Annotated in this window: 17 protein-coding genes; 11 read left to right on the forward strand and 6 right to left on the reverse strand. The window is 68.9% G+C overall.

Annotated elements, in window-relative coordinates; translation table 11 throughout:
* Positions 1-29 precede the first annotated feature (29 nt).
* Together IEZ11_RS43160 and IEZ11_RS43165 are read right to left on the reverse strand one after the other, a co-directional pair.
* A complete protein-coding gene (locus IEZ11_RS43160; protein WP_189268549.1) occupies positions 30-2879 on the reverse strand; it encodes an FAD-binding and (Fe-S)-binding domain-containing protein in 2850 nt (949 codons plus the stop codon).
* Complete coding sequence (locus tag IEZ11_RS43165) at positions 2866-4578, reverse strand: IlvD/Edd family dehydratase (protein WP_189268550.1); 1713 nt, start codon at positions 4576-4578, stop codon at positions 2866-2868. The genes IEZ11_RS43160 and IEZ11_RS43165 overlap by 14 nt, the downstream gene beginning before the upstream one ends.
* A gap of 49 nt (positions 4579-4627) precedes the next feature.
* Between IEZ11_RS43165 and IEZ11_RS43170 the strand changes: the two genes are divergently transcribed.
* From IEZ11_RS43170 to IEZ11_RS43190, 5 genes are all read left to right on the forward strand, one after another.
* Entirely contained in the window at positions 4628-5452 is an 825-nt protein-coding gene (locus IEZ11_RS43170) for an IclR family transcriptional regulator (protein WP_189268551.1), read from the forward strand.
* Positions 5449-6330 carry an SMP-30/gluconolactonase/LRE family protein gene (locus IEZ11_RS43175; protein ID WP_189268552.1) on the forward strand — a complete coding sequence of 294 codons (882 nt, stop codon included), beginning with the start codon at positions 5449-5451 and terminating at the stop codon, positions 6328-6330. The genes IEZ11_RS43170 and IEZ11_RS43175 overlap by 4 nt, the downstream gene beginning before the upstream one ends.
* A gap of 31 nt (positions 6331-6361) precedes the next feature.
* Positions 6362-7222, forward strand: coding sequence for a fumarylacetoacetate hydrolase family protein (locus IEZ11_RS43180; RefSeq protein ID WP_189268553.1), 861 nt, complete (start codon positions 6362-6364; stop codon positions 7220-7222).
* Positions 7223-7233: 11 nt separating this feature from the next.
* Complete coding sequence (locus tag IEZ11_RS43185; protein WP_373295050.1) at positions 7234-8250, forward strand: zinc-dependent alcohol dehydrogenase; 1017 nt, start codon at positions 7234-7236, stop codon at positions 8248-8250.
* A gap of 126 nt (positions 8251-8376) precedes the next feature.
* The gene (locus tag IEZ11_RS43190; protein ID WP_189268555.1) at positions 8377-9117 is read left to right on the forward strand and encodes an SDR family NAD(P)-dependent oxidoreductase; all 741 of its coding nucleotides are present in this window, start codon (positions 8377-8379) and stop codon (positions 9115-9117) included.
* Between the two features lie 14 nt (positions 9118-9131).
* Here the strand turns inward: IEZ11_RS43190 and IEZ11_RS43195 are convergent, their stop codons facing one another.
* A complete protein-coding gene (locus IEZ11_RS43195) occupies positions 9132-9752 on the reverse strand; it encodes a TetR/AcrR family transcriptional regulator (protein WP_189268556.1) in 621 nt (206 codons plus the stop codon).
* Between the two features lie 154 nt (positions 9753-9906).
* On the opposite strand from IEZ11_RS43195, the gene IEZ11_RS43200 reads away from it, so the two are divergent.
* The 5 genes from IEZ11_RS43200 to IEZ11_RS43220 all read left to right on the forward strand — a co-directional run bounded on the left by IEZ11_RS43200 (position 9907) and on the right by IEZ11_RS43220 (position 16693).
* Positions 9907-10893, forward strand: coding sequence for a Gfo/Idh/MocA family protein (locus IEZ11_RS43200; protein WP_189268557.1), 987 nt, complete (start codon positions 9907-9909; stop codon positions 10891-10893).
* 804 nt (positions 10894-11697) lie between these two features.
* Positions 11698-13911 carry an MMPL family transporter gene (locus IEZ11_RS43205; RefSeq protein ID WP_189268558.1) on the forward strand — a complete coding sequence of 738 codons (2214 nt, stop codon included), beginning with the start codon at positions 11698-11700 and terminating at the stop codon, positions 13909-13911.
* 145 nt (positions 13912-14056) lie between these two features.
* Positions 14057-15196, forward strand: coding sequence for a sensor histidine kinase (locus IEZ11_RS43210; RefSeq protein ID WP_229713711.1), 1140 nt, complete (start codon positions 14057-14059; stop codon positions 15194-15196).
* Positions 15193-15867, forward strand: coding sequence for a response regulator transcription factor (locus IEZ11_RS43215; protein ID WP_189268560.1), 675 nt, complete (start codon positions 15193-15195; stop codon positions 15865-15867). Before IEZ11_RS43210 ends, IEZ11_RS43215 begins: the two co-directional genes overlap by 4 nt.
* A 124-nt stretch (positions 15868-15991) precedes the next feature.
* Positions 15992-16693 (forward strand): hypothetical protein, encoded by a 702-nt coding sequence (locus IEZ11_RS43220; protein ID WP_189268561.1) that lies wholly within the window; start codon positions 15992-15994, stop codon positions 16691-16693.
* Positions 16694-16729: 36 nt separating this feature from the next.
* Here IEZ11_RS43220 and IEZ11_RS43225 read toward each other — a convergent pair whose 3' ends face one another.
* From IEZ11_RS43225 to IEZ11_RS43235, 3 genes are all read right to left on the reverse strand, one after another.
* Entirely contained in the window at positions 16730-17773 is a 1044-nt protein-coding gene (locus IEZ11_RS43225; protein WP_373295048.1) for an NAD(P)-dependent alcohol dehydrogenase, read from the reverse strand.
* Positions 17774-18035: 262 nt separating this feature from the next.
* Positions 18036-18962: a helix-turn-helix transcriptional regulator gene (locus IEZ11_RS43230; RefSeq protein ID WP_189268562.1), complete on the reverse strand. Its 927-nt coding sequence runs from the start codon at positions 18960-18962 to the stop codon at positions 18036-18038.
* Between the two features lie 242 nt (positions 18963-19204).
* On the reverse strand, positions 19205-20107 hold the full coding sequence (locus tag IEZ11_RS43235; RefSeq protein WP_189268563.1) for an aldo/keto reductase: 903 nt from the start codon (positions 20105-20107) through the stop codon (positions 19205-19207).
* 258 nt (positions 20108-20365) lie between these two features.
* Here IEZ11_RS43235 and IEZ11_RS43240 point away from each other — a divergent pair, with 258 nt between their 5' ends.
* Complete coding sequence (locus tag IEZ11_RS43240; RefSeq protein WP_229713712.1) at positions 20366-21499, forward strand: low temperature requirement protein A; 1134 nt, start codon at positions 20366-20368, stop codon at positions 21497-21499.
* The last annotated feature ends 70 nt before the right edge of the window (positions 21500-21569 follow it).

The following is a 21569-nucleotide window of genomic DNA, read 5'->3' on the forward strand; positions in this document are numbered from 1 at the left end:
TGTGATCGTGAGGTAGTGCTGTGGACCGGTCAGGTGCCCGGCGGCCGGGTGACGGCCTCGAGGACTTCCAGCAGGTGCCGGTAGGGGTGTCCGGTGGCTCGGGTCATACCGAGTTCGCAGGTGCGGTTGACCGACGCGTAGGCAGCGGCCTGGTGGTGCGACACGGCACGGGCCTCGGAGCTGGTCGCGGACGCGGTGAGCTCCGGGTGGAGCAGGCCTCGGTCGCCGGCGAAGGCACAGCAGCTCCAGTCCTCGGGCTGTACGACGGCTTCGGCGACGGCTCCGGCGACACGGAGCAGCGCAGGGTTGAGTCCGAGCTGGGTGGAGGAGCAGGTCGGGTGGACGACGATGGACGGGATACGCCGGGCGGCCGGCAGGCGGGGCAGCACGGTCCGGTCGACGAAGGCGACCGCGTCCACGATGTCGAGGCCCTCCTCGGCCAGCATGCGGGCGAGCCCTTCGGTGCAGGACGCGGCATCCACGACGACCGGCAGCGCGCCTTCCTCGGTGGCCTGGCGCAGTACCGGGACGACCTTGTCGCGCATCACGGCGTAGCCGTCGGTGAGTCCCTTGGACTTCCACGGCGTACCGCAGCACAGCGAGGCGATGGAATCAGGGACCCGGACGCTGATGTCCGCCCGCGCGCACAGCGCGAGGAACGCATCGTGGACACCCGGGCTCTCCTCGGGGTCGGCGGGACCGAACAGGGTGGAGATACAGGCGGGAAAGTAGACGGCCGCGGGGGCCCGCGTGGGACGCGGACGGCGCGGCGATCCGCCGCGGGGGAGTTCCCTTGAGTAGGCGGGCACCGCGTCCGCGTCCAGCAGGGCCCGCCCCACAGCAGTGATCGCGCCGGGCAGCGCGGCCGGCATGCGGCGGGCAGCGGTCAGGGCGTGGGAGGCCGCGCGGGTGGTGCCGTCCCAGTGCCGGGCGGCCGACGCCCCCAGCTTCTGCTCGACGGGCCGTCGCTGTTCGGCGCGCAGTCGGCGGGTCAGGTCCCCCGTGTCGATGAGGACGGGACAGGCCGTCCGGCACATGCCGTCGACGGCGCAGGTGTCCACGGCGTCGTACTGGTACTCCTCCTCCAGACGGGTGAGCAGCTCACTGTCGCCGGCCGCCCGGGCGCGGGCGATCTCGCGGCGCAAAACGATTCTGCGGCGGGGACTGGTGGTGAGGTCCTGGCTCGGGCAGACAGGTTCGCAGTATCCGCACTCCACACACCGGTCCACCTCCTCCTCGACGGTGGGCGTCGACTTGAGGTGCCGGATGTGCACGGTTTCGTCGTCCGTGATCAGGACACCGCGGTTGAGGACACCTTCTGGATCGATGAGGCGCTTGATCTCGCGCATGACGTCGTGGAGTTCGGCGCCGTACTGACGACGCAGATAGGGAGCCATGATGCGTCCGGTACCGTGCTCGGCCTTCAGCGTGCCGTCCTGGCCCAGCACGAGGTCGACCATGTCCTCGGTGAACGCCAGGTAGCGGTCGAGGAGTTCGGGCCGGTCGAAGTCCTCGTTGAGCAGGAAGTGGATGTTGCCGTCCTTGGCGTGGCCGAAGATGACGCTGCCGTCGTAGCCGTGCCGGGTGAAGAGCTCGGTGAGGTCGGTGCAGGTGGGGAGCAGCCGGTCGACGGGGACGGCGATGTCCTCCAGCAGCGCGGTGGTGCCCGAGGGGCGGGCGCCGGCGACCGCGGTGTACAGGCCCTTGCGGATGTGCCAGAGGGCTGCCCGTCTCTCCGCTTCGCTGCTCAGGGTCGCCGAGGAGACCAGCGGGAGGTCGCTCAGGACGCTTCGGCTCTGTGCGATGAGCTCGGCGAGTGCTTCGGGGGTCCGGTGCTGGTGCTCCACGAGCAGCGCGGTGTGCCCATGTACTTCGAGGTCACGGAGTTCCGCAGTCGCCTGCGGGTCACGCTGGGCCACCCGAAGGCTCGTGGCGTCGAGCAGCTCGATGGTGGCGAAGCCGGCCTCCACCAGCTGCGGGAGGGCGGCTGTGGCCGCGGTCAGATCGGGGAAGAGGAGCAGGCCGGTGGCCGCGTGGGCATGCGTCGGCACGGTGTGGAAGGTGGCCTCGGCGACGAACGCCAGCGTGCCTTCGCTGCCGATCACCAGGCGGGTGAGGATGTCCATGGGGCGGGTGTGGTCGACGAACGAGTTCAGTCCGTACCCCATCGTGTTCTTGATGGCGTACAGCCGTTTGATCGTCGCCAGTGAGTCCGGGTTGCCGCGGACGCGGTCGCGCAGCCGGGTGAGGCCTGCGTGGATGGCGGGTTCCAGGGAGCGCAGCCGGTCGTCGGCGTCCGGTGCGCCGGTGTCGATGACCGTGCCGCTGGGCAGCACCAGCACCGCCGATTCCAGCGTGCGGTAGGTGTTGAGTTCGGTGCCGCAGGCCATGCCGCTGGAGTTGTTGGCGACGACGCCGCCGATGGTGCAGGCGGTCTCGCTGGCGGGGTCGGGGCCGAGCTTACGGCCGTACGCGGCAAGTCGTGTGTTGACCGCTCGCACGGTGGCACCCGGCTGCACCCTGACCCGGGCCCCGGCGTCGAGGACCTCGATGCCGCGGAAGTGACGGCGGGTGTCGACCAGTACCCCGTCGTTGCTGGCCTGCCCGGACAGGCTGGTACCACCCGAGCGGAACGTCAGGCCCACGCCCTGCACGGCACTCGCGCGCAGCAGCGCCGCGACCTGCTCCGGATCACGCGGAGTGACGACGGCCTGGGGGACGAGCAGATAGTGCGAGGCGTCGTGGGCGAAGGACAGCCGGTCGGTGGCGCGTGCGGCGACGGCTCCGGGTACCGCCTGTTCCAGCCTGTCGAGCAGGGCGCGGTCCGTCGGCGGAAGGTGGTGGTTCGCGGGCCGTCCGTGCGGATCAGTGGGACTCACGGCTCACCTCCGAACCGCTGGAGCCGACGAGGAAATCGAGGTCGGCTCCGGTGTCGGCCTGAAGGACGTGGTCGACGTACAGCCGTTCCCAGCCGCGTCGCGGACTGGCGTACGCGGTCACCGTCGCCTCGTCGGGGGTACGGGCCTCCCATTCCTCCGCGGGTACCTCGGCATCGATACGGCGCGCGCCCACGTCCAGGCTGACGATGTCGCCGGTGCGCAGCAGGGCCAGGGGACCGCCGGCCGCGGCCTCGGGGGCCACGTGCAGAACGACGGTGCCGTACGCCGTGCCGCTCATCCGTCCGTCGCAGACACGCACCATGTCGCGCACGCCCTGGGCGAGGAGCTTCTTGGGCAGTGGCATGTTCGACACCTCCGGCATGCCGGGGTAGCCCTTCGGTCCGCAGCCCCGCAGTACCAGGACGCTGTCCGCGTCGACGTCCAGATCCGGGTCGTCGATACGGGCGTGGAAGTCCTCGATGGAGTCGAACACGAGAGCGCGTCCGCGGTGCCTGAGGAGGTGCGGAGAGGCGGCGGCGGGTTTGATGACGGCCCCGTCGGGAGCGAGATTGCCGCGCAGTACGGCGATGCCGCCCTCGGGGACCAGCGGCGCGGACCGGATGCGGATCACCTCCGGGTCCCAGATCGGGGCGTCGTCGAGGTAGTCCACGAGGGGTTTGCCGGTGACCGTCAGCGCGTTCTCGTCGAGGAGGTCACGGACCTCGCGCAGTACGGCGAGCAGGCCGCCGGCGCGGTGGAAGTCGTCCATCAGGAACCGTCCGGCGGGCTGGAGGTCCACCAGGACGGGGACTCGGGAGCCGATGCGGTCGAAGTCGTCCAGCGACAGTTCGACGCCCAGGCGTCCGGCGATGGCCAGGAGGTGCACGACGGCGTTGGTCGAGCCGCCGATCGCGGCCAGTGCCACGATCGCGTTGTGGAACGAAGCCTTGTTCAGGAACCCGCCGGGCCGTCGGTCGGCGGACACCATCTCCACGGCGAGGCGGCCGGTGTCGTGGGCGGCTTCCAGCAGCCTGCTGTCGGGCGCAGGGGTGCCGGCGACACCGGGCACCACGGTGCCGAGAGCCTCGGCCACCAGGGCCATCGTCGACGCGGTGCCCATGGTGTTGCAGTGGCCGCGGCTGCGGATCATCGAGGACTCCGACCGTGTGAAGTCCTCTTGGGTGAGGCTGCCCGCCCGCACCTCCTCCGACAGTTTCCACACGTCGGTGCCGCACCCCAGCGGGGCACCTCGGAAGGTACCGGTCAGCATGGGACCACCCGGCACGACGACCGCGGGGAGATCCACGGACGCCGCCGCCATGAGCAGCGACGGAATGGTCTTGTCGCAGCCTCCCAGCAGGACGACACCGTCGATCGGGTTGGCCCGGAGCATCTCCTCCGTGGCCATCGCGGCCATGTTGCGCCAGAGCATGGCGGTCGGTCGTACCTGGGTCTCTCCCAGGGAGACGACGGGCAGTTCCAACGGGATGCCGCCGGCCTCGTACACGCCGTTCCTGACGGAAGCCGCCACCTCGGTCAGGTGCGCGTTGCAGGGGGTCAGGTCGGACGCGGTGTTGGCGATGGCGATCTGCGGGCGGCCGTCGAAGGCTTCGCCGGGAACTCCTCGGCGCATCCACGCTCGGTGGATGTACGCGTTGCGGTCCTGACCTGCGTACCACTGAGCACTGCGGAGGTTCATTCCAGCCGCCTTCCAATAATCGGTACGTTGGTCTAAAGTCTGGAACACGATGGAGCATACGCAGAAGTTCGACGGATCGACCACATCCGACGGCAACGAATCCGCAGACAGCGACGCAGGACGCCTTGTCGGCTCGGACCGTGTCCTTGCTGTGCTGAAGGAACTCGCCCGCTACCCCGAGGGCGTGGGCCTCGAAGAGATGACCCGTGTGATCGGCAGCCCGAAACCGACCGTGCACCGGGCGCTCAGTTCGCTGCGCCGGGCGGGTCTGGCCGACCAGAACGCACGCGGCCACTACCTGCTGGGCGACGAGTTCCTCCGCATGGCCTTCGCCCACCACGAGGCGCGACCCGAGCATGTCCGCATCCGCCCGGTGCTGGATGAACTGGCGGCTCGGTTCGGTGAGACGGCGCACTACGCCGTCCTCGATGGACACGAGATCGTCTACCGTGCCAAAGTCGATCCGCCGACCGGCGCCGTCCGGCTGACCTCCACCGTCGGCGGCCGGAATCCTGTCCACACCACCGGCGTGGGCAAACTGCTGCTCTCCCTGCAACTGCCGACATCGGCCGCGGTCGAGGAGTGGATCGGCGACGAACCTCTCGTCGCGCGTACGCCGAACAGCCTGTGTACGGCCGAGGAGCTGTACCGCGAACTCGAGGTGACCCGGGAGCGCGGTTACGCCGTGGACGACCAGGAGAACGAAGTCGGCGTCAACTGCATCGCCCTGCCCGTCTACGCAGTCTCACCCACCGTGCCCTCCGGCGCGCTGAGCCTCAGCGCGCTGACCTACCGCACTCCGCTGGACGTGCTCGTCGACGCGGTGGACGAGATCCGTGACGTGCTCGGTCCACTAGGAAGGCCACACGAGTGAAGAACGTCATAGCCGCGACGGACGGGAAGTACCAGCTTGCCGAGGGACCCGTGTGGGACGCCCCCCGGCAGCGGCTGCTCTGGGTCGACATCAGGGGCGGGCTCGTCCTCGAAGGAACCCTCGACGGGGACCGGATCACGGTCACTCAGGAGCACCGTTTCGACGAAATGGTCAGTGCCGTGGCCGCGGCCGAGGACGGCACACTTGTGGTGGCAGCCCTGCAGCACCTCGTCGTCGTGCATCCGGACGGGACTCGCACGGACGGTCCCCGCGTCATTCCCGCCGGGGCGGGGCGTCGGCTCAACGACGGCGGCACCGACCCGGCCGGCCGCTTCCTGGTCGGCTCTCTGCGGCTGGACGGCCGGTCCGAATCCGAGGTTCTCGTCCGCTGGGAGCAGGACGGTCGCCTCACCCCGCTGGACAAGGATCTGACCATGTCCAACGGCCTCGCCTGGTCCGCGGACGGCACCCTCATGTACAGCGTCGACACCTTGCGGCGGACCGTGTTCGTCCGCGACTACGACGTCGAGACCGGTGGCGTCGGAGAGCGTCGCGTCCACGTCCAACTGGACGACGGCTACCCGGACGGCATCGTTCTCGACGCCGCAGGTCAACTGTGGGTGGCGGTGTACGGCGCGGGAGAGGTCCATTGCTACACGCCCGATGGCACCCTTTCGGACCGCCTCGCCGTTCCGGCGCCGCATACGACCAGCGTGGCCTTCGCCGGCCCTGATCTGCACACCCTCGTCATCACCACGGCGACCCCGGAAACCGATGACCCGCGCCGGCCCGCCACCCCCGACTCGGGCCGCCTGTTCACCGTCCGCACCGCCGTCCCGGGGCTGCCGGTCGCCGCCTGGGCGCCCCCCGTCGTCTGACGATCCACCGCACACCTCTGGAGATCCGCCCGTGTACCTCATGCGTATCGGCGCCCCCGGCGCCGAGAAGCCCATCGCCCGCATCGACGACGACACCTACGTCGACCTCTCGGACACCGTCACCGACTTCGACGAAGCGTTCTTCGGTTCGGGCGGCATCGACCGGATCCGTCCGCTGGTCGCCGAGCGCGTCACCACCGGACAGGTGTCCTCCTTCGCCGGTGAGCGGATCGGCGCACCGATCGCCCGGCCCCACCAGATTCTGTGCATCGGGCTGAACTACAGCGACCACGCCGCCGAGACCGGCCAGGCCGTGCCGACGGAGCCGATCCTCTTCAACAAGTCTCCCAACACCCTCATCGGCCCGAACGACGACGTGCGCATCCCCCGCGGCGCCACCAAGCCCGACTGGGAGGTCGAACTCGGCATCGTCATCGGCCGACGCACCAGCTACCTCGACTCCGTCGACGACGCCCGCGACGCCATCGCCGGCTACCTGGTCGTCAACGACGTGAGCGAACGCGCCTTCCAGCTGGAACGCGGCGGACAGTGGGCCAAGGGCAAGTCCGCCGAGACCTTCAACCCGGCCGGGCCCTGGCTGGCCACGGCCGACGAGATCGAGGACGTCCTCGACCTCGACATGTGGCTCGACATCAACGGCACACGCCGTCAGGACGGCAACACCAAGACGATGATCTTCGATCCGTACTTCATCGTCCACTACCTCAGCCAGTTCCTCGTCCTGGAACCCGGCGACCTCATCAACACCGGGACTCCGCCCGGCGTCGGCATGGGCTTCAACCCGCCCGTGTGGCTCAAGCCCGGCGACGTCATGGAGCTGGGTATCCAGCACCTCGGCCGTCAGCGTCAGAACGTGGTGGCCCCGCGATGAACGGGACCTCGATGCGTGCCTTCGTCCTGACGGGCCCCTTCGAAGGTTCGGTTCAGGAAGTCCCCGTGCCCGTCGCCGCAGCCGGCGAAGCCGTCATCGACGTCGAACGTGTCGGTGTGTGCGGCACCGACGTCGAGTTCTACACCGGTGAGATGGCCTATCTCACCGAGGGGCACTCCTGGTATCCGATGAGACTGGGACACGAGTGGTCCGGCCGGGTGGCCGCCGTCGGCGAGGGCGTGGACCCCGCCTGGATCGGCCGCCGGGTCATGGGCGACACGATGCTCGGCGACGGCACCTGCCGGCGTTGCCTTCGCGGACACCAGCACGTGTGCGAGAAGAGGCAGGAAGTGGGTGTGCGGGGTGACCGTCCCGGCGCTCTGGCCGAACAACTCGCCGTCCCGGTGTCCTCGCTGCACCGTCTGCCGGACTCGGTGGACGCCGCCCTCGGAGCGCTCGTCGAACCGGGCGGCAACTCCCTGCGTGCCGTGCAGGCCGCCGAGCTCACACCCGAGGACCGGGTCCTCATCCTCGGTCCGGGCACCATCGGGCTGCTGGCGGCCATGTTCGCCCGCGCTGCCGGCGCGGAGGTCCACCTCATGGGCCGCAGCGAGAGGTCCCGGTCCTTCGCCCACAGCCTCGGCTTCGAGAACACCTGGTCCGAGGAGACCCTGCCGGACCTGCCCTTCGACGCGGTGATCGACGCGTCCAACTCCGTGCATCTGCCGGCCCGAGCCGTGGAACTCGTCGAGCCCGCCGGACGGGTTGTCTACGTCGGGCTGGCCGGAGAACCGAGCCTCATCGACACCCGGAACCTTGCCCTCAAGGACGTGGCAGCGGTGGGCGTGCTGTCCGCCTCGCCGGGCCTTGAGGACACCATCCGCGCGTATGCCGAGGGAGTGGTCGACCCCCGCCCGCTGGTCGCCGCGACGGTCGCCCTCGACCAGACGGCCGCGACGCTGGCCGGAGAACGCGCGGACGGTGCCGGACCGGGCCCGAAGATCCATGTGGATCCGCGTCTCGTGTAGGTGCCGGATTCCGATGCGAGGCGCGGCACCTCGGTCCGCAGTTCACCGACCGGTGCCGTGCCTACGCGCAGTGGTCACCAGGTCCCGACCATGTTCGCAGAATCGTGATCAAGGAGTGAAACTTCGATGTCAGAGTTCCAAGGGCTGGCCGCGCTCGTCACCGGCGGCTGCAGTGGAATCGGGGCGGCGACCGCGACCCTCCTCAGGGCGTCGGGTGCGCAGGTGGCTGTCCTGGATGTCGCCATCGACCATGCACCCGATGACGTCCTGGCCATCAAGTGCGACATCAGCGATCCGCGAGCCGTCGACGAGGCCGTAGCGACGGCCGTCGCGGAGCTGGGCGGGCTCGATGTCCTCGTCAACAACGCCGGGATCGGCGCGGTCGGTGACATCGCCCAGAACGAGGACGCGGAATGGGCCCGGGTTCTCGACGTCAACGTCACGGGGATCGCCCGCGTCACCCGCGCGGCACTGGACCATCTTCGCCGTTCACCGCATGCCGCAGTCGTGAACCTGTGCTCGGCGGTCGCCTTCATCGGTGTCCGGCAGCGAGCGCTGTACAGCGCCAGCAAGGGCGCCGTGCACGCCCTGACCCTTGCGATGGCTGCTGACCACGCGGCTGACGGCATCCGCGTGAACGCCGTCGCCCCGGGCACGGTCGATACGCCTTGGGTGGGTCGGCTTCTGGACGGAGCCGAGGATCGCGAGGCGACGGCGCGCGCCCTCCGGCAGCGACAGCCCTTGGGACGCTTGGTCTCCGCCGAAGAGGTGGCCCGTGCCGTCGTAGGACTCGCTTCCCCCGGCGCTGGCTCGACCACCGGCGCGGTGGTCCACGTAGACGGCGGCATGGTCAGTCTGCGCCTGTGAGTTTCTCCGTCAGGCTAGGGAGCGAGGGCCGGAACGAAAGAGCCGATGAAGGTACGAACGGTCCGCTCGATACGTACGGTGTCACGGTCGAAGAACCATTGCTCTTCGAGTCCTTTGATGAGAGCGACGGTCATGATGGCCAACGTGTTCGTGTCCGTCTCCGACCGTAGGCCGCCCTGCTCCGCGAGAGCCTTGTACGCGGTGGCGTAGAAGTTGCGCAGGCCGCGGTAGCGCTCGGTGAAGTAGGCGTGGGCGGGGTGTTCTGTGGTGGTGGCTTCACCGGACGTGACGCAGTACAACGCCATGACACCCGGCTGTAGTTCGAGCTTGGCCAGGACGGCGAGCATGCCGAGAAGCGCCTCGACGGGGCGCGTCCGCGGTTCCAGTGCCCAGGCCGCTTCCCGAAGCGGAGCGGTTTGATCGTCACGCAGCTGCAACACCGCCGCGAGCAGGTCTTCCTTGCGCGGGAAGTGGTGACGCAGACCTGTGTGGCTGATACCGGCGCGCTGGGCGATGTCCTTCGTGGAGGCGCCGTAGAAGCCAACCTCCCCGAATACGTCCACGCAGACTTCGAGAATCCGCTGTCGAACCTGCGCCGACTTCGCGTATGAGCCACGGGGCACCGGCGCCGACATGGAGTCTCCTTCCGTCTCGCGATCGAGGGCGAAGTTTAGCGAGATCTAAAACAGCACTGTGGTGCTGTTTTCATGTTAGTGTGCGGCGGTCTCCGGCCCATGCCCAGGCGCGTCGGCGCGCGGATCGCCTGATCGCAATCGAAGGTGAGGAATCATGACGAAGTTCCGCTGGGGTGTCGTAGGACCAGGTGGGATCGCGATCCGTTTTGCGGAGGCGATGCGGCTGTCCGGGCGGGGCGAGATCGTCGCCGTCGCCTCGAGATCGCAGGAACGGGCCGACGCGTTCGGTGATCGTTTCGGGATTTCGGCTCGTTACGACTCCTTTGCCGCGCTAGCGGCGGACCCGAACGTCGACGTCGTCTACGTGGCGACACCGAACTCCGAGCACGAGACACACACTCTCGAATGTCTGAGGGCGGGCAAGCACGTGCTCTGCGAAAAGCCCTTCGCGATGGACGCGAACCAGGCCAGGGTCATGGTGGCGGAGGCCCGTGCCCGTGGGCTTTTCCTGATGGAGGCGATCTGGAGCCGATTCCTGCCCGCCTACCGTTCCATGGTGGAGATCATCACCGAAGGGCGAATCGGTGAACCCCTCCAGGTCGAGGCCGACTTCGGCGTCCGTATGCCGAAGGATCCGAACGCCCGCCTCTTCAGGCCCGAACTGGGCGGAGGCGCGCTGCTCGACCTCGGTCTCTATCCGGTCCAGCTCTGCCAGATGGTACTCGGCGCACCGGAGGCGATCGTCGCGAACGGGGTCATCGGTGACACCGGCGTCGACGAACAGATCGCAGCAGTGCTGCGGCATCCCGGTGGCCGGCTCGGCGTGGCCACTGCCGGTCTGCGGGTTCACACGTCGCGCGCGGCCCGTATCTCCGGCAGCGATGGCTGGATCGATCTTCCGGCCTACATGCACTGCCCCCGGTCGCTCACCGTCAATGTCAAGGCGGGGAGGGAGTACACCGCCGAGCACATCGACGCTTCGCACGAAGGCAACGGGATGCAGTTCGAAATCGACGAGGTGCACCGCTGCCTCACCGAAGGCCTCACCGAAAGCCCGATCATGCCGCTGGCGGACACCATCGCCATCGCCGAGACCCTGGACGCCATCCGTGTCCAGGTCTACTCGACCACCGGTCATTAGCCGGAAGGCACCGCTCGCGTTCCGATCGGTGGAGATATGCCCGGGACCGGGGAAGACATGGCTGCGCTTCCCCTGCACAGGGCGTGGACAGAGCAGCCGGCGAACGAGAACGGCATCGCCCGCGCGGGTGTCGGGCGGGGGCGAGCCGAGAAGTGCACTGGTGGACGCCGACGGCGGCCGGAAACGACGGGGCGGCCTCGGCGTGCGCGACTGTGTCGGCATGCCGGGACAGCGGTCGAGAGGCTGACCTGACCGTGGCGCTTTCGGGGTTCGGATGACGCGCGCCGTCCCCCTCGGTCTCTACAAGGCGGGTCAGCTCTGGAGTGACAGGACGACCGGTCAGACACGGCTCTCGGCGGCCCCATGACGGGGACGTCCCCGAATATCGCTGATGCGCCTGCACGAGCCGTACGACACCAGCCGCCGAGACGGGGCCCGCGTGGGCGCCGACAGCCCCGGAGGAAGCTGCCTTCACACGGCTCGCCAGGGCGGACCGCTCTCCTTGGCCTGGCACAAGGCGTGCGGACTGCGCTATGGGCGACGCGGAGCCGGCTACTTCTCCCCGGCGAGCGCAGGAGACCCCACACCTGCGCGGACGGAGGACCACCGGATGGTGTCGACGGCCGCCCGATGGTCCTCCCGCTGCGAGGACCATCGAACCCGCCTCATACCTGAGGAGGAGGAAGCCGCGTCAGCTTTGGTGCTGTGCCAGGAAGCGAACTGCGTGGCAGTGCACGACGACATCGGGTGGCCGTTCGAAGAGGCTTGAGCGGTACCCGACCGTGATGTGGAGATTCCTGACTCGTGGCTACGTTCCTCTATCGCTTGGGCCGTACCGCCTTCCGGCGGCGCTGGTCCGTCCTCTTGGTCTGGGCGGCGGTTCTCGTCGCCGTCGGTGCCGGCGCTGCCGCGGCGCCCTCCGCCGACGAGAGCAACACGTCCTTCATGCCGGGGATCGAGGCGCAGAAGGCCTTCGACCTGATGCAGCAGCGCTTCCCCGGAACGAACGGCAACGCGGCCAACGCCCGGATCGTCTTCGTCGCTCCCGACGGCGAGAAGGTGACCGCAGCCGACAACCGCGCCGTCATCGACGAATTCGTGACCGAAGCGGGCAAGGGCCCGCAGGTGTCCGGGGCCGTGAACCCGTTCAAGGCCGCCGCCGTGAGCAAAGACGCCTCCATGGCCTACTCCACCGTCACCTACAAGGTCACGGCCGACGATCTCACCGACGCCGGAAAGGCGGCGCTGACGCACGCCATCGACACGGCGCGCAAGACCGGTATGACGGTCGAGGTGGGCGGCACCGCGCTGGCCACGCAGCCGTCCGCAGGCGGTGCGTCCGAGATGATCGGCATCGTCATCGCCGCCGTGGTCCTGGTGATGACCTTCGGGTCGATGGCAGCCGCGGGGCTCCCGCTGCTCACGGCCATCGCCGGAGTCGGCATCAGCATGGCCTCCATCACGGCGCTGTCCAGCACCTTCAACCTCTCGGCGACCTCCGGGACGCTGGCGACCATGCTCGGCCTCGCGGTCGGAATCGACTACGCCCTCTTCGTCGTCTCGCGATACCGCGAGGAACGGGCCAAGGGGCACGACCCGCAGGAAGCGGCGGGCCTCGCGGCCGGCACAGCGGGATCGGCCGTCGTCTTCGCCGGCCTCACGGTGGTCATTGCCCTGGCCGGCCTGTCGGTGATCGGCGTTCCGGTGCTGACGAAGATGGGACTGTGCGCCGCCGGCGCGGTGGTCGTCGGCGTGCTGATCGCGCTGACGCTCATCCCCGCTTTCCTGGGCTTCTGGCCCAACGCAGTCCTGTCACGCAAGACCCGGAAGAAGGGCATGCGGGCCGAGACCCGCAAGGTCGACAGGGGAAGCCGCTGGGCCCGGTTCGTGCTGCGTCGGCCGGTCATGATCCTCGTCGCCGGCGTGATCGGCCTGGTCACCGTCGCGATACCGATGATGCACATGCGCCTGGGCATGCCGGGCGACGAGTCCAAGCCCACATCCACCACAGAGCGGCGTGCGTACGACGACCTGTCCCGTGGTTTCGGCGCGGGTTTCAACGGCCCTCTGACGATCGTCGTGGACGCCCAGAAGGCCGACAACCCCCGCAAGACCGTTGCCGAGATCAGCGACAGGATCAAGGCCACCGACGGGGTCGTGGCCGTCTCCGCCGCCCGGTTCAACGCGGCCGGCGACACGGCCATGATCTCCGCGACGCCGGCGACCGGTCCGACCGCCGAGCGGACCAAGGACCTGGTTCACACCATCCGAGGTGAGCGCGCGGGCCTGGAATCCTCCACCGGGGCAACCTACGAGGTCACCGGCAGCACGGCCATGAACATCGACGTGGCCCAGGCGCTTCAGGACGCGCTGATTCCCTACCTCGGCGTAATCCTCGGTCTTGCGTTCCTCCTGCTCATGGTGGTCTTCCGCTCGATCCTTGTCCCGATCAAGGCAGCTCTCGGCTTCCTGCTCTCGGTGCTGGCGGCCCTTGGCGCTGTCGTCGCGGTCTTCCAGTGGGGCTGGGGTGCCGATCTCCTCGGTATCGAGCAGCCTGGACCGATCATGAGCCTGATGCCCATTCTTCTGGTGGGTATCGTGTTCGGACTCGCCATGGACTACCAGGTCTTCCTGGTCTCCCGTATGCGTGAGGCTTATGTCCACGGCGACCGTCCGGCTGAAGCGATTGTGAGCGGTAGCCGCAGCAGTGCCGGGGTCATCGCGGCGGCGGCGGTCATCATGATCGCGGTCTTCTCCGGGTTCATCGGAGCCAGCGAGTCCATGATCAAGGCAACCGGTTTCGGACTCGCGATCGCCGTACTGTTCGACGCCTTCGTCGTCCGTATGGCCCTGGTGCCGGCGGTTCTGGCTCTCCTTGGTGAGCGCGCCTGGTGGCTGCCATCCTGGTTGGACAGGATCCTGCCCAGGGTGGACGTCGAGGGCGAGGGACTGGCTCGACACCGGGCCTCCGGTGCCCTCGACAGCGAGGCGGGGGTACCCGAGCCGGCCCGTATCTGAGCTGTCCCAGCCGACGGTTGGCCGCCCGCTCGCTGCGGGGCGGCCAACCGCCGGTGCAGATGTCTCCTATCCCTTGGAGAGAATGATGAAGGCCAGGTGGCGGGGTGGTGGGAAGCACTCGTCTCGTGGCAGCAGCGCCCCTGCGGTGCTGCTGCTGATCGGCGTGAGCGTCGTCGGAACCGTCGTCTCCGGTGACAAGCTCATGCACCCGTTGGCGGCCTGGCCCGGGATGGTCCTTTCGGCCGTCGCAGGACTGAGCCTCCTCTGGCACCGCAGCCATCTGCGCTCCGTGCTGGTGGTGACCATGGCGTGTGCCATGGTGGAAGCGGCGTTGGGTTATCTCCTCAATCCGCTGGCCATGACCCCGCTGATCGTGGCTCTCTACTTCCTGGGCACCCGGGCCGAGCGCCGAACCGTGCGCAACTGGTCCGTGGGCGCCGCGCTCTCCGTCATGGTCGCGGGGGTGCTGCTCGGCCCGAGTGGCACTCCGCTCGTTCTGTCCACGGTGAACCCCATGGCCTGGGCTTTTCTCCCGGCTGCCCTCGGCAGCTACGTGCAGATGCGCCGAGCGTACGTCGCGGAGGCCCACGCTCGGGCCGAGCACGCCGAGCGGACGCGGGAGGAGGAGGCCCGGTACCGGGTCGCCCAGGAGCGCATGCGCATCGCCCGGGACCTTCACGACGTGGTGGCGCACCATCTGACCCTCGCCAACACACAGGCGGGCATCGCCTCACACCTGGCACGAACTCACCCCGAGCAGTCGATCGAGATGCTCGACAACCTGGTCGGTGAGACCGCCTCGGCTCTGCAGGAACTCAAGGCCACGGTCGGGCTGCTCCGCGAGGACACCGACACGGACTCCCCACTGGAACCGGTGCCCAGCCTGGATCGACTGCCGGAATTCACGGAGAGCCTGGCAGCGGCCGGTCTCCAAGTCGAAGTCCGGGTGCAGGGCGCTCCCTGTCAACTCCCCTCGACCATCGGCCTGACCGCTTTCCGCATCCTGCAGGAGGCGCTGACCAACGTTTCGAAGCACGCCCAGACCCAGGCGGCGTGCGTACATCTGACATACGCTCCGGACCGTCTGACGCTGAGGGTCAGCAACGACGGCCCCAGGACCGCCGCCCCTGTCTCCTCCACAGGCTTCGGCCTCATCGGTATGCGGGAACGAGCTCAGGCGGTCGACGGAACTCTGACCGCCGGGCCTCGCCCCGACGGTGGGTTCGACGTCACCTGCGTACTGCCCCTGGACCCCATCGGCTCACCAGAAAGTTTCGTGTCATGACTATCCGCATCCTTCTGGCCGACGACCAGAGCCTGCTGAGGGCCTCCTTCCGTGTACTCATCGACGCCACCCCGGGTATGTCCGTCATCGGGGAGGCTGCCAACGGCCAGGAAGCGATCGAACTCACCCGCGCCCACCGCCCCGACGTGGTGCTGATGGACATCCGCATGCCGGGCACAGACGGACTGGCCGCGACCACCGTGATCTGCGCGGACCCCGATCTGGCGGAGGTACGGGTACTCATCCTGACCACCTTCGAGAACGACGAATACGTGGCCCAGGCATTGCGGGCCGGTGCGAGCGGGTTTCTGGGCAAGGGCGCCACTCCTGAGACACTGCTCGGGGGGATCAAGATCGTGGCGGCGGGCGACTCACTGTTGTCGCCCACAGCCACCCGAGCGCTCATCACCCGTTATCTCGCGGCTCCCGACCCGAGCAGCGCCGTCTCCGTCGAGGGCATCGACACGCTCACCCAGCGTGAGCGTGAAATCGTGGCCCTGGTCGGGACCGGGAGGTCCAATGTCGAGATCGCCGAGATGCTGGTGGTCAGTCCGTTGACGGTGCGCAGCCATATCCAGCGTGCCATGGGCAAGCTGCATGCGCGGGACAGGGCTCAGCTGGTGGTGATCGCGTACCAGTCCGGATTGACAACCGTCGGGCCTCGGCCGTGAGGAAGGCGGTACCTCCGAATCTCCGTGGCTGAGGGCGTGCGAACATCCCGGACCAGGGCATGCAAGACGCGTGCGACCAGTGACGTGTGGCAGCAAATCACTCCCGGGGCTATGCATCACATTCGTGGTACCAGAGGAGCCGACGACGGCGGGTTTCGCCGCGTTCGGATCGTTCTCGATGCTGTTGATGGTCGACTTCACCGGCCCCATGATGCAGCCGGTCCACGACGTGCTCGCGGAGGCGTACTCCGACAGTGCCCGCTGTCTTGTGGACGCTCTGCACTACGCGCTTGGCTCCGTGGACCCGGCAGAGCCCACCACGCCGGTCGCCGAACCGGTGCAACGCCAGCGTGCGGCGGCGGACTCCGCCCGCCGCCTCGACGACGCTGACCGTACCTGTCTGGCCGAACGCGGCACCAAGCCGCTGTCACTGGCCGACATGACCGCCCTCGTCACCGGCGTGGCCGTGCTGCGTCTCGCCGCGGACGCGGTCGTCTCCCTGTGGCGGCACGCCGGTCCCACGGACACGACCACCGACCAGTTCGATGCCCGCCGTGCCGTTCTCGGCGCCGCCTCCCGGGTCATGGAGTGGTACTGCGGCTTCGCGGCGAGCCTCGGGCGGAAGGCGCCCGTCCCGGACCCTGCGCAGCTCCGTCCCGAGTCCGCGGCGCGGCTCGTCGAGTCCGTCCGCACCGACCTCGTCGACGGGCGGGGCCAGGCGACGGCCACCGCCGTCCGCGTCATCTGGACCGGCGACCATGTGGACGTCGCCCGCCGCCTCCAGCCGGGCCTCGTCGCGGCGGCACAGGGCAATGACGTTCGGTGACCTGCCGGTGCGGACCGCCTGGCCCCGTGTCGTGTGTCAGGCCAGCGAGGAGGAGTCCACCACGAACCGGTACCGCACGTCAGAGGAGAGGACACGGTCGAACGCCTCGTTGATCTTCTCCGCCGGAACGAGCTCGATCTCGGCGCCGATGCCGTGCGCGGCGCAGAAGTCGAGCATCTCCTGGGTTTCCTTGATGCCGCCGAACAGCGATCCGGCGTAGGAGCGCCGGTTGGCGAACAGGGAAGGCACGTTCACCGGCAATGGCTCGCTGGGGGCTCCGAGGTTGATCAGGGCGCCGTCGAGGGCGAGGAGCGAGAGGTAGGCGTCCACGTCGATCTTGGCGCTGATCGTGTTGAGGATGATGTCGAAGCTTCCGGCGAGGTTCTCGAAGGTCGCGGGGTCGCCGGTGGCGTAGTAGTGGTCCGCACCCAGGCGCAGGCCGTCTTCCTGCTTCTTGAGGGACTGGGACAGCACGGTGACCTCGGCGCCCATCGCCTTGGCGATCTTGACGGCCAGGTGGCCCAGGCCGCCGAGGCCGACGACCGCGACCTTCTTGCCGGGACCCGCGCCCCAGTGATGCAACGGCGAGTAGGTGGTGATGCCGGCACACAGCAGGGGAGCGGTGCTGTCGAGCGGGAGGCCGTCGGGGATCCGCAGGACGAAGTCCTCGGTCACGACGATGTGGGTGGAGTAGCCGCCCTGGGTGACCCGGCCGTCCCGGCCGACGCTGCCGAACACCAGGGTGTGGCCCTTGAGGCAGTACTGCTCCTCGCCCTTGAGGCAGTTGGCGCACTCGCGGCAGGAGTCTGCCATGCAGCCGACGCCCACCCGGTCGCCGACGGCGTGCTTGGTGACTTCGGTGCCGACCTCGGTCACGGTTCCGACGATCTCGTGGCCAGGGACGAGGGGGGTGGGGATGTCGCCGAACTCCCCACGGGCGAAGTGGATGTCAGAGTGGCAGATTCCGCAGTACGCGATCTCGATCAGAACATCGTGCGGGCCGACGTCCCGACGGTCGACGGTCATCGGGACGAGTGGTTCGGCCACGGACGTGGCGCCATAGGCGTTGACGGTGAGCACGGTTTCTCCAGTGGTGCTGATCCTGTGGGGGAAGGGAGTGCGGAGCGGTCCGGCCGGAGGCCGCCGACCATCGCTTCGAGTCCTGTGCGACCCGACGAGCGTCACCGCTGTTACTCCCTGTGCTGCGCCGACTGCCGATTGCCGACCGGTCGCAGCATCCGCCTACAGCCTGCTGGATACGCGTCACCCGTACCAGGCCGTGCTGGTCAGGGGAGTGCTGTTCATGGGTGCGATACACCCACCCAAGGCAAATCCGTGCAGGTCAGAGCGCTGAAGGAGCGGTGTCGTCGTAACCGGCGCGGGGCTTTCGAAGACCTGCGCCGCCCTGTTGCGCAGCCATGTCGAGCAGGACGAGACCATCGTGATCCGTAGTGCCTCGCCCGGCGCAGAAGGTGAGCAGACGATGGCCCGGTGTTCCTTCCAGCTCCATGGCCTGGAAGCCGAGCGTCAGAGTTCCGGCCTCCGGATGATGGAAGATCTTGTTGCCGTGAGCGCGGACCCGGACCTCGTACCGGTCCCACATACGGGCGAACTCCGGGCTCTTGAGGAGCAGTTCATCCACCAGACGGGCCAGGTCGGGGGCGTCGGGTTCGGTGCCGGCCAGCACGCGCAGCTGGGCCATGCCGCCGCGGATCTGGTTGTGCCAGTCGTCGGCGAACAGGTCACGGGCAGCGGGGTGGAGGAAGGCGTAGCGGGTGATGTTGCGTTTGCCGGCAGGCCAGTCCTCCATGCCGGGCAGCAGACGCAGACCGCCGGGGTTGCAGGCCAGCACGTCGTTGGTGCGGCTGACCACGTACGCGGGGTTCGGCCGCAGGCTCTCCAGAAGGAGTTCCACCCCCGGTCGTACCGAGCGGGACGGAGCGGGCTGTTGCCCGGCAGGGCCGCGCGCGGCGATCAGGGCAAGGCTTCGCAGATGCTCGTGCTCCTCCTGCTCCAGATGCAGCGCGCGCGCCAGAGAGTCGACCACGGACGGGCTGGGCCGAGTCTCACGGCCTTGTTCGAGGCGCGTGTAGTAGTCGATGCTGATCCCGGCCAGAGTGGCCAGCTCCTCACGGCGCAGCCCGGGGATGCGCCGCCGGCCGGGTTGTGCCTCGAACCCGGCCTCGGCCGGATTGAGCCGAGCACGGCGGGTACGCAGGTAACGCCCCAGCTCCGTTCCTCCGCTCGTAGTGGCCTGCTCACGTCTCATGGTGTCCAGTGTGACCCATCCCGACCTGCGGCGGAGGCCAGGGGGCTTGCCGATCCCGGGATCGACGCTCCCCGGCCTCACGTCAGCAGAGCGAACTGCGAGAGGTGTGGTTCGCGCGGGGCGTCACCGAGGGCGGCCGCGGTACCGGCCGCGGGCACTCAGTCCCGTGCAACCGAGGCTCATGGCGGAGACGGTCAGCGATCCCGGTCGCCGTGTCTGCATGGCGCCCTGCCTCCGGTCGGTCAGTTCTCGGGGATGACGACCTTGAATCGCTCCGGGCTCGTCACGTTGGGGTCGGGACCGCCCCGGACCCCGGTGTCGAGCGCGTCGAGAGCGGCGAGTTCGTCGGCCGACAGCTCGAAGCCGAACACGTCGAAGTTCTCCGTGATACGGGTCGGACTGGTCGACTTCGGGATCGCGTTGCGTCCGTGCTGGATGTGCCAGCGCAGCAGCACCTGGGCCGCCGCCTTTCCGTGCGCCTGCGCGACGGCCTGGACGGTCGGGTCCTGGAGCGTGCTGCGTCCTGTCCTGTCCTTGTCCCAGTAGAAGGTGATCCCGCCGATCGGGGACCACGCCTGGGTCAGCACGCGGTGCTCGGCGTTCGCCTTCTGGACATCGGGCTGGGTGAAGTACGGGTGCAACTCGACCTGGTTCACCGCGGGCACGACGCTGGTGCGCTCCACGAGCTCCGCAAGATGGTGCGGCATGAAGGTGCTGACGCCGATCGACCGGACCTTGCCCTCCTCGTAGAGCCTCTCCAGTGCCTGGTGGGCGGCCACGGTGGTGTCGAAACGCTCGGGCACCGGCTGGTGCAGGAGGAGCAGGTCGAGTCGGTCTACGCCGAGCTTGCGGGTGCTCTTCTCGAAGGCGTGCAGCGTCTCGCCGTAGCCGTAGTCGCTGACCCAGATCTTGGTCTCGATGAACACCTCGGCGCGGTCCACGCCGGAGCGGCGCAGGCCCTCACCGACCTCGCGCTCGTTGAAGTACGCCGCTGCCGTGTCGATGTGCCGGTAACCGGTACGCAGTGCTGCCTCCACCGCCCCGGCCGTCGCCTGCGGCGGGCTCTGGAAGACTCCGAGGCCGAGCGCCGGAATGGTGACGCCGTTGTTGAGGGTGAGTGTGCCGGCCTGCTGTGGATCAGTCATGTCCGCCGGTCTGTGAGCCGCGTGACGCGCAGGCCAGCCGGCAGAGGGGCCCTGTCATACCCATGAACAGCGTTCCCCGGCACCACACGGCCCCCCGAACGGCGCGAGCAAGCCGACGAAGGGCACGGTGGCGGCGAAGTGGCGCGCGATACTCGCGTCATGCGTGAAAGAGAGACACCGGCCACGGCCGGTCAGGGGGAACAGCGACGGAGGGGCAGACCGTCGGCGGTCACCCGCCCACTGTCGTCGGACCAACGGGTGACGACCTTCGAGCTGTTCTTCGATCTGGTGTACGTCTTCGCACTCACCCAGGTCACCGAGTTCATGGCCCACGCCCACACCGGTATGGGCGTGCTGCAGGGCCTGTTGCTGCTGGCGCTGTTGTGGTGGTCGTGGTCGGCCTACGCCTGGCTCGGCAACCAGGCGGGCGCCGATCTGGGAATCGTGCGTGCGGGTATGGGCCTGGCCATGGCCGGGGTGTTCGTGGTGGCGCTCGCCGTGCCGGAGGCATGGCACGACGCACCCGGAGGCCTGGACGGTCCGCTGGTACTCGCGGGGGCGTATGTGTTCGTACGCTGCGTCCATCTGGTGGTGTACGGCCTGCTCGCCAGGGGAGACCGGGAGCTGGTACGGCAGGTCGTCGTCTCCTGGCCGCCGGTGCTGGCCGGGGGCGCTCTGCTGCTGGCGGGCGCGTCCGCCGGCGGGAGCGTGCAGACCGTGCTGTTCGCGGCGGCGATCGCGGTGGACTGGGGGGTCGTGTACGCCACGTCCCGCAGGGGCAGTTGGCGGATCCACAGCGCCGAATACTTCGCCGAGCGGTACGAACTGTTCGTCATCATCGCCATCGGCGAGTCGCTGACCGCCCTTGGCGTGGGCGCGGCCAGACTGCCGGTGAGTGTGTCGCTTCTGACGGCGGCAGCCCTGGGTGTGGGCGCGGCCATGGCTCTGTGGTGGCTGTACTTCGACGTGGTCACCGTGGTGGCGCGGCGCAGACTGCACCACGCGGAGCGGGAGGCCCGCCTCGCGCTCGCGGCCGGTGCCTACGGAGTCGGGCACTTCCCCCTGGTGGCGGGCATCGTGCTGAGCGCGCTCGGTATCGAGGGGGTCGTCGGGCACGCGGCCGGTGACCACGGACTCGGCTGGTTCTCGGCCGGCGCGCTGTGCGGGGGCGCGGCCGTCTACCTGGCCGGGTTGTTGCTGTTCGGGCGGCTGGCGGTGAACGTGTGGGGGCCCTTCCGCCTGGCGGCGCTGGTGGTGGTGGCGGCCTGGACGCCGGCGGCGGCCGTGCTGCCGCCCCTGGCCGGGCTGGCCGGTGTGGTGGTCATCCTCACCGCTCTCGCGGCCGTCGAGACCTGGTGGTTCGCGGAGTTGCGACACACGGTGCGGGCCTGAAGCAAGGTGCTGCGAGGCGGGGAGAACCAGCCGGCCGGGAGGCAGCGCCGATCATGTCGGCTGCCTCCCG

The organism is Streptomyces fuscichromogenes, assembly GCF_014645815.1.
Taxonomy (GTDB): domain Bacteria; phylum Actinomycetota; class Actinomycetes; order Streptomycetales; family Streptomycetaceae; genus Streptomyces; species Streptomyces fuscichromogenes.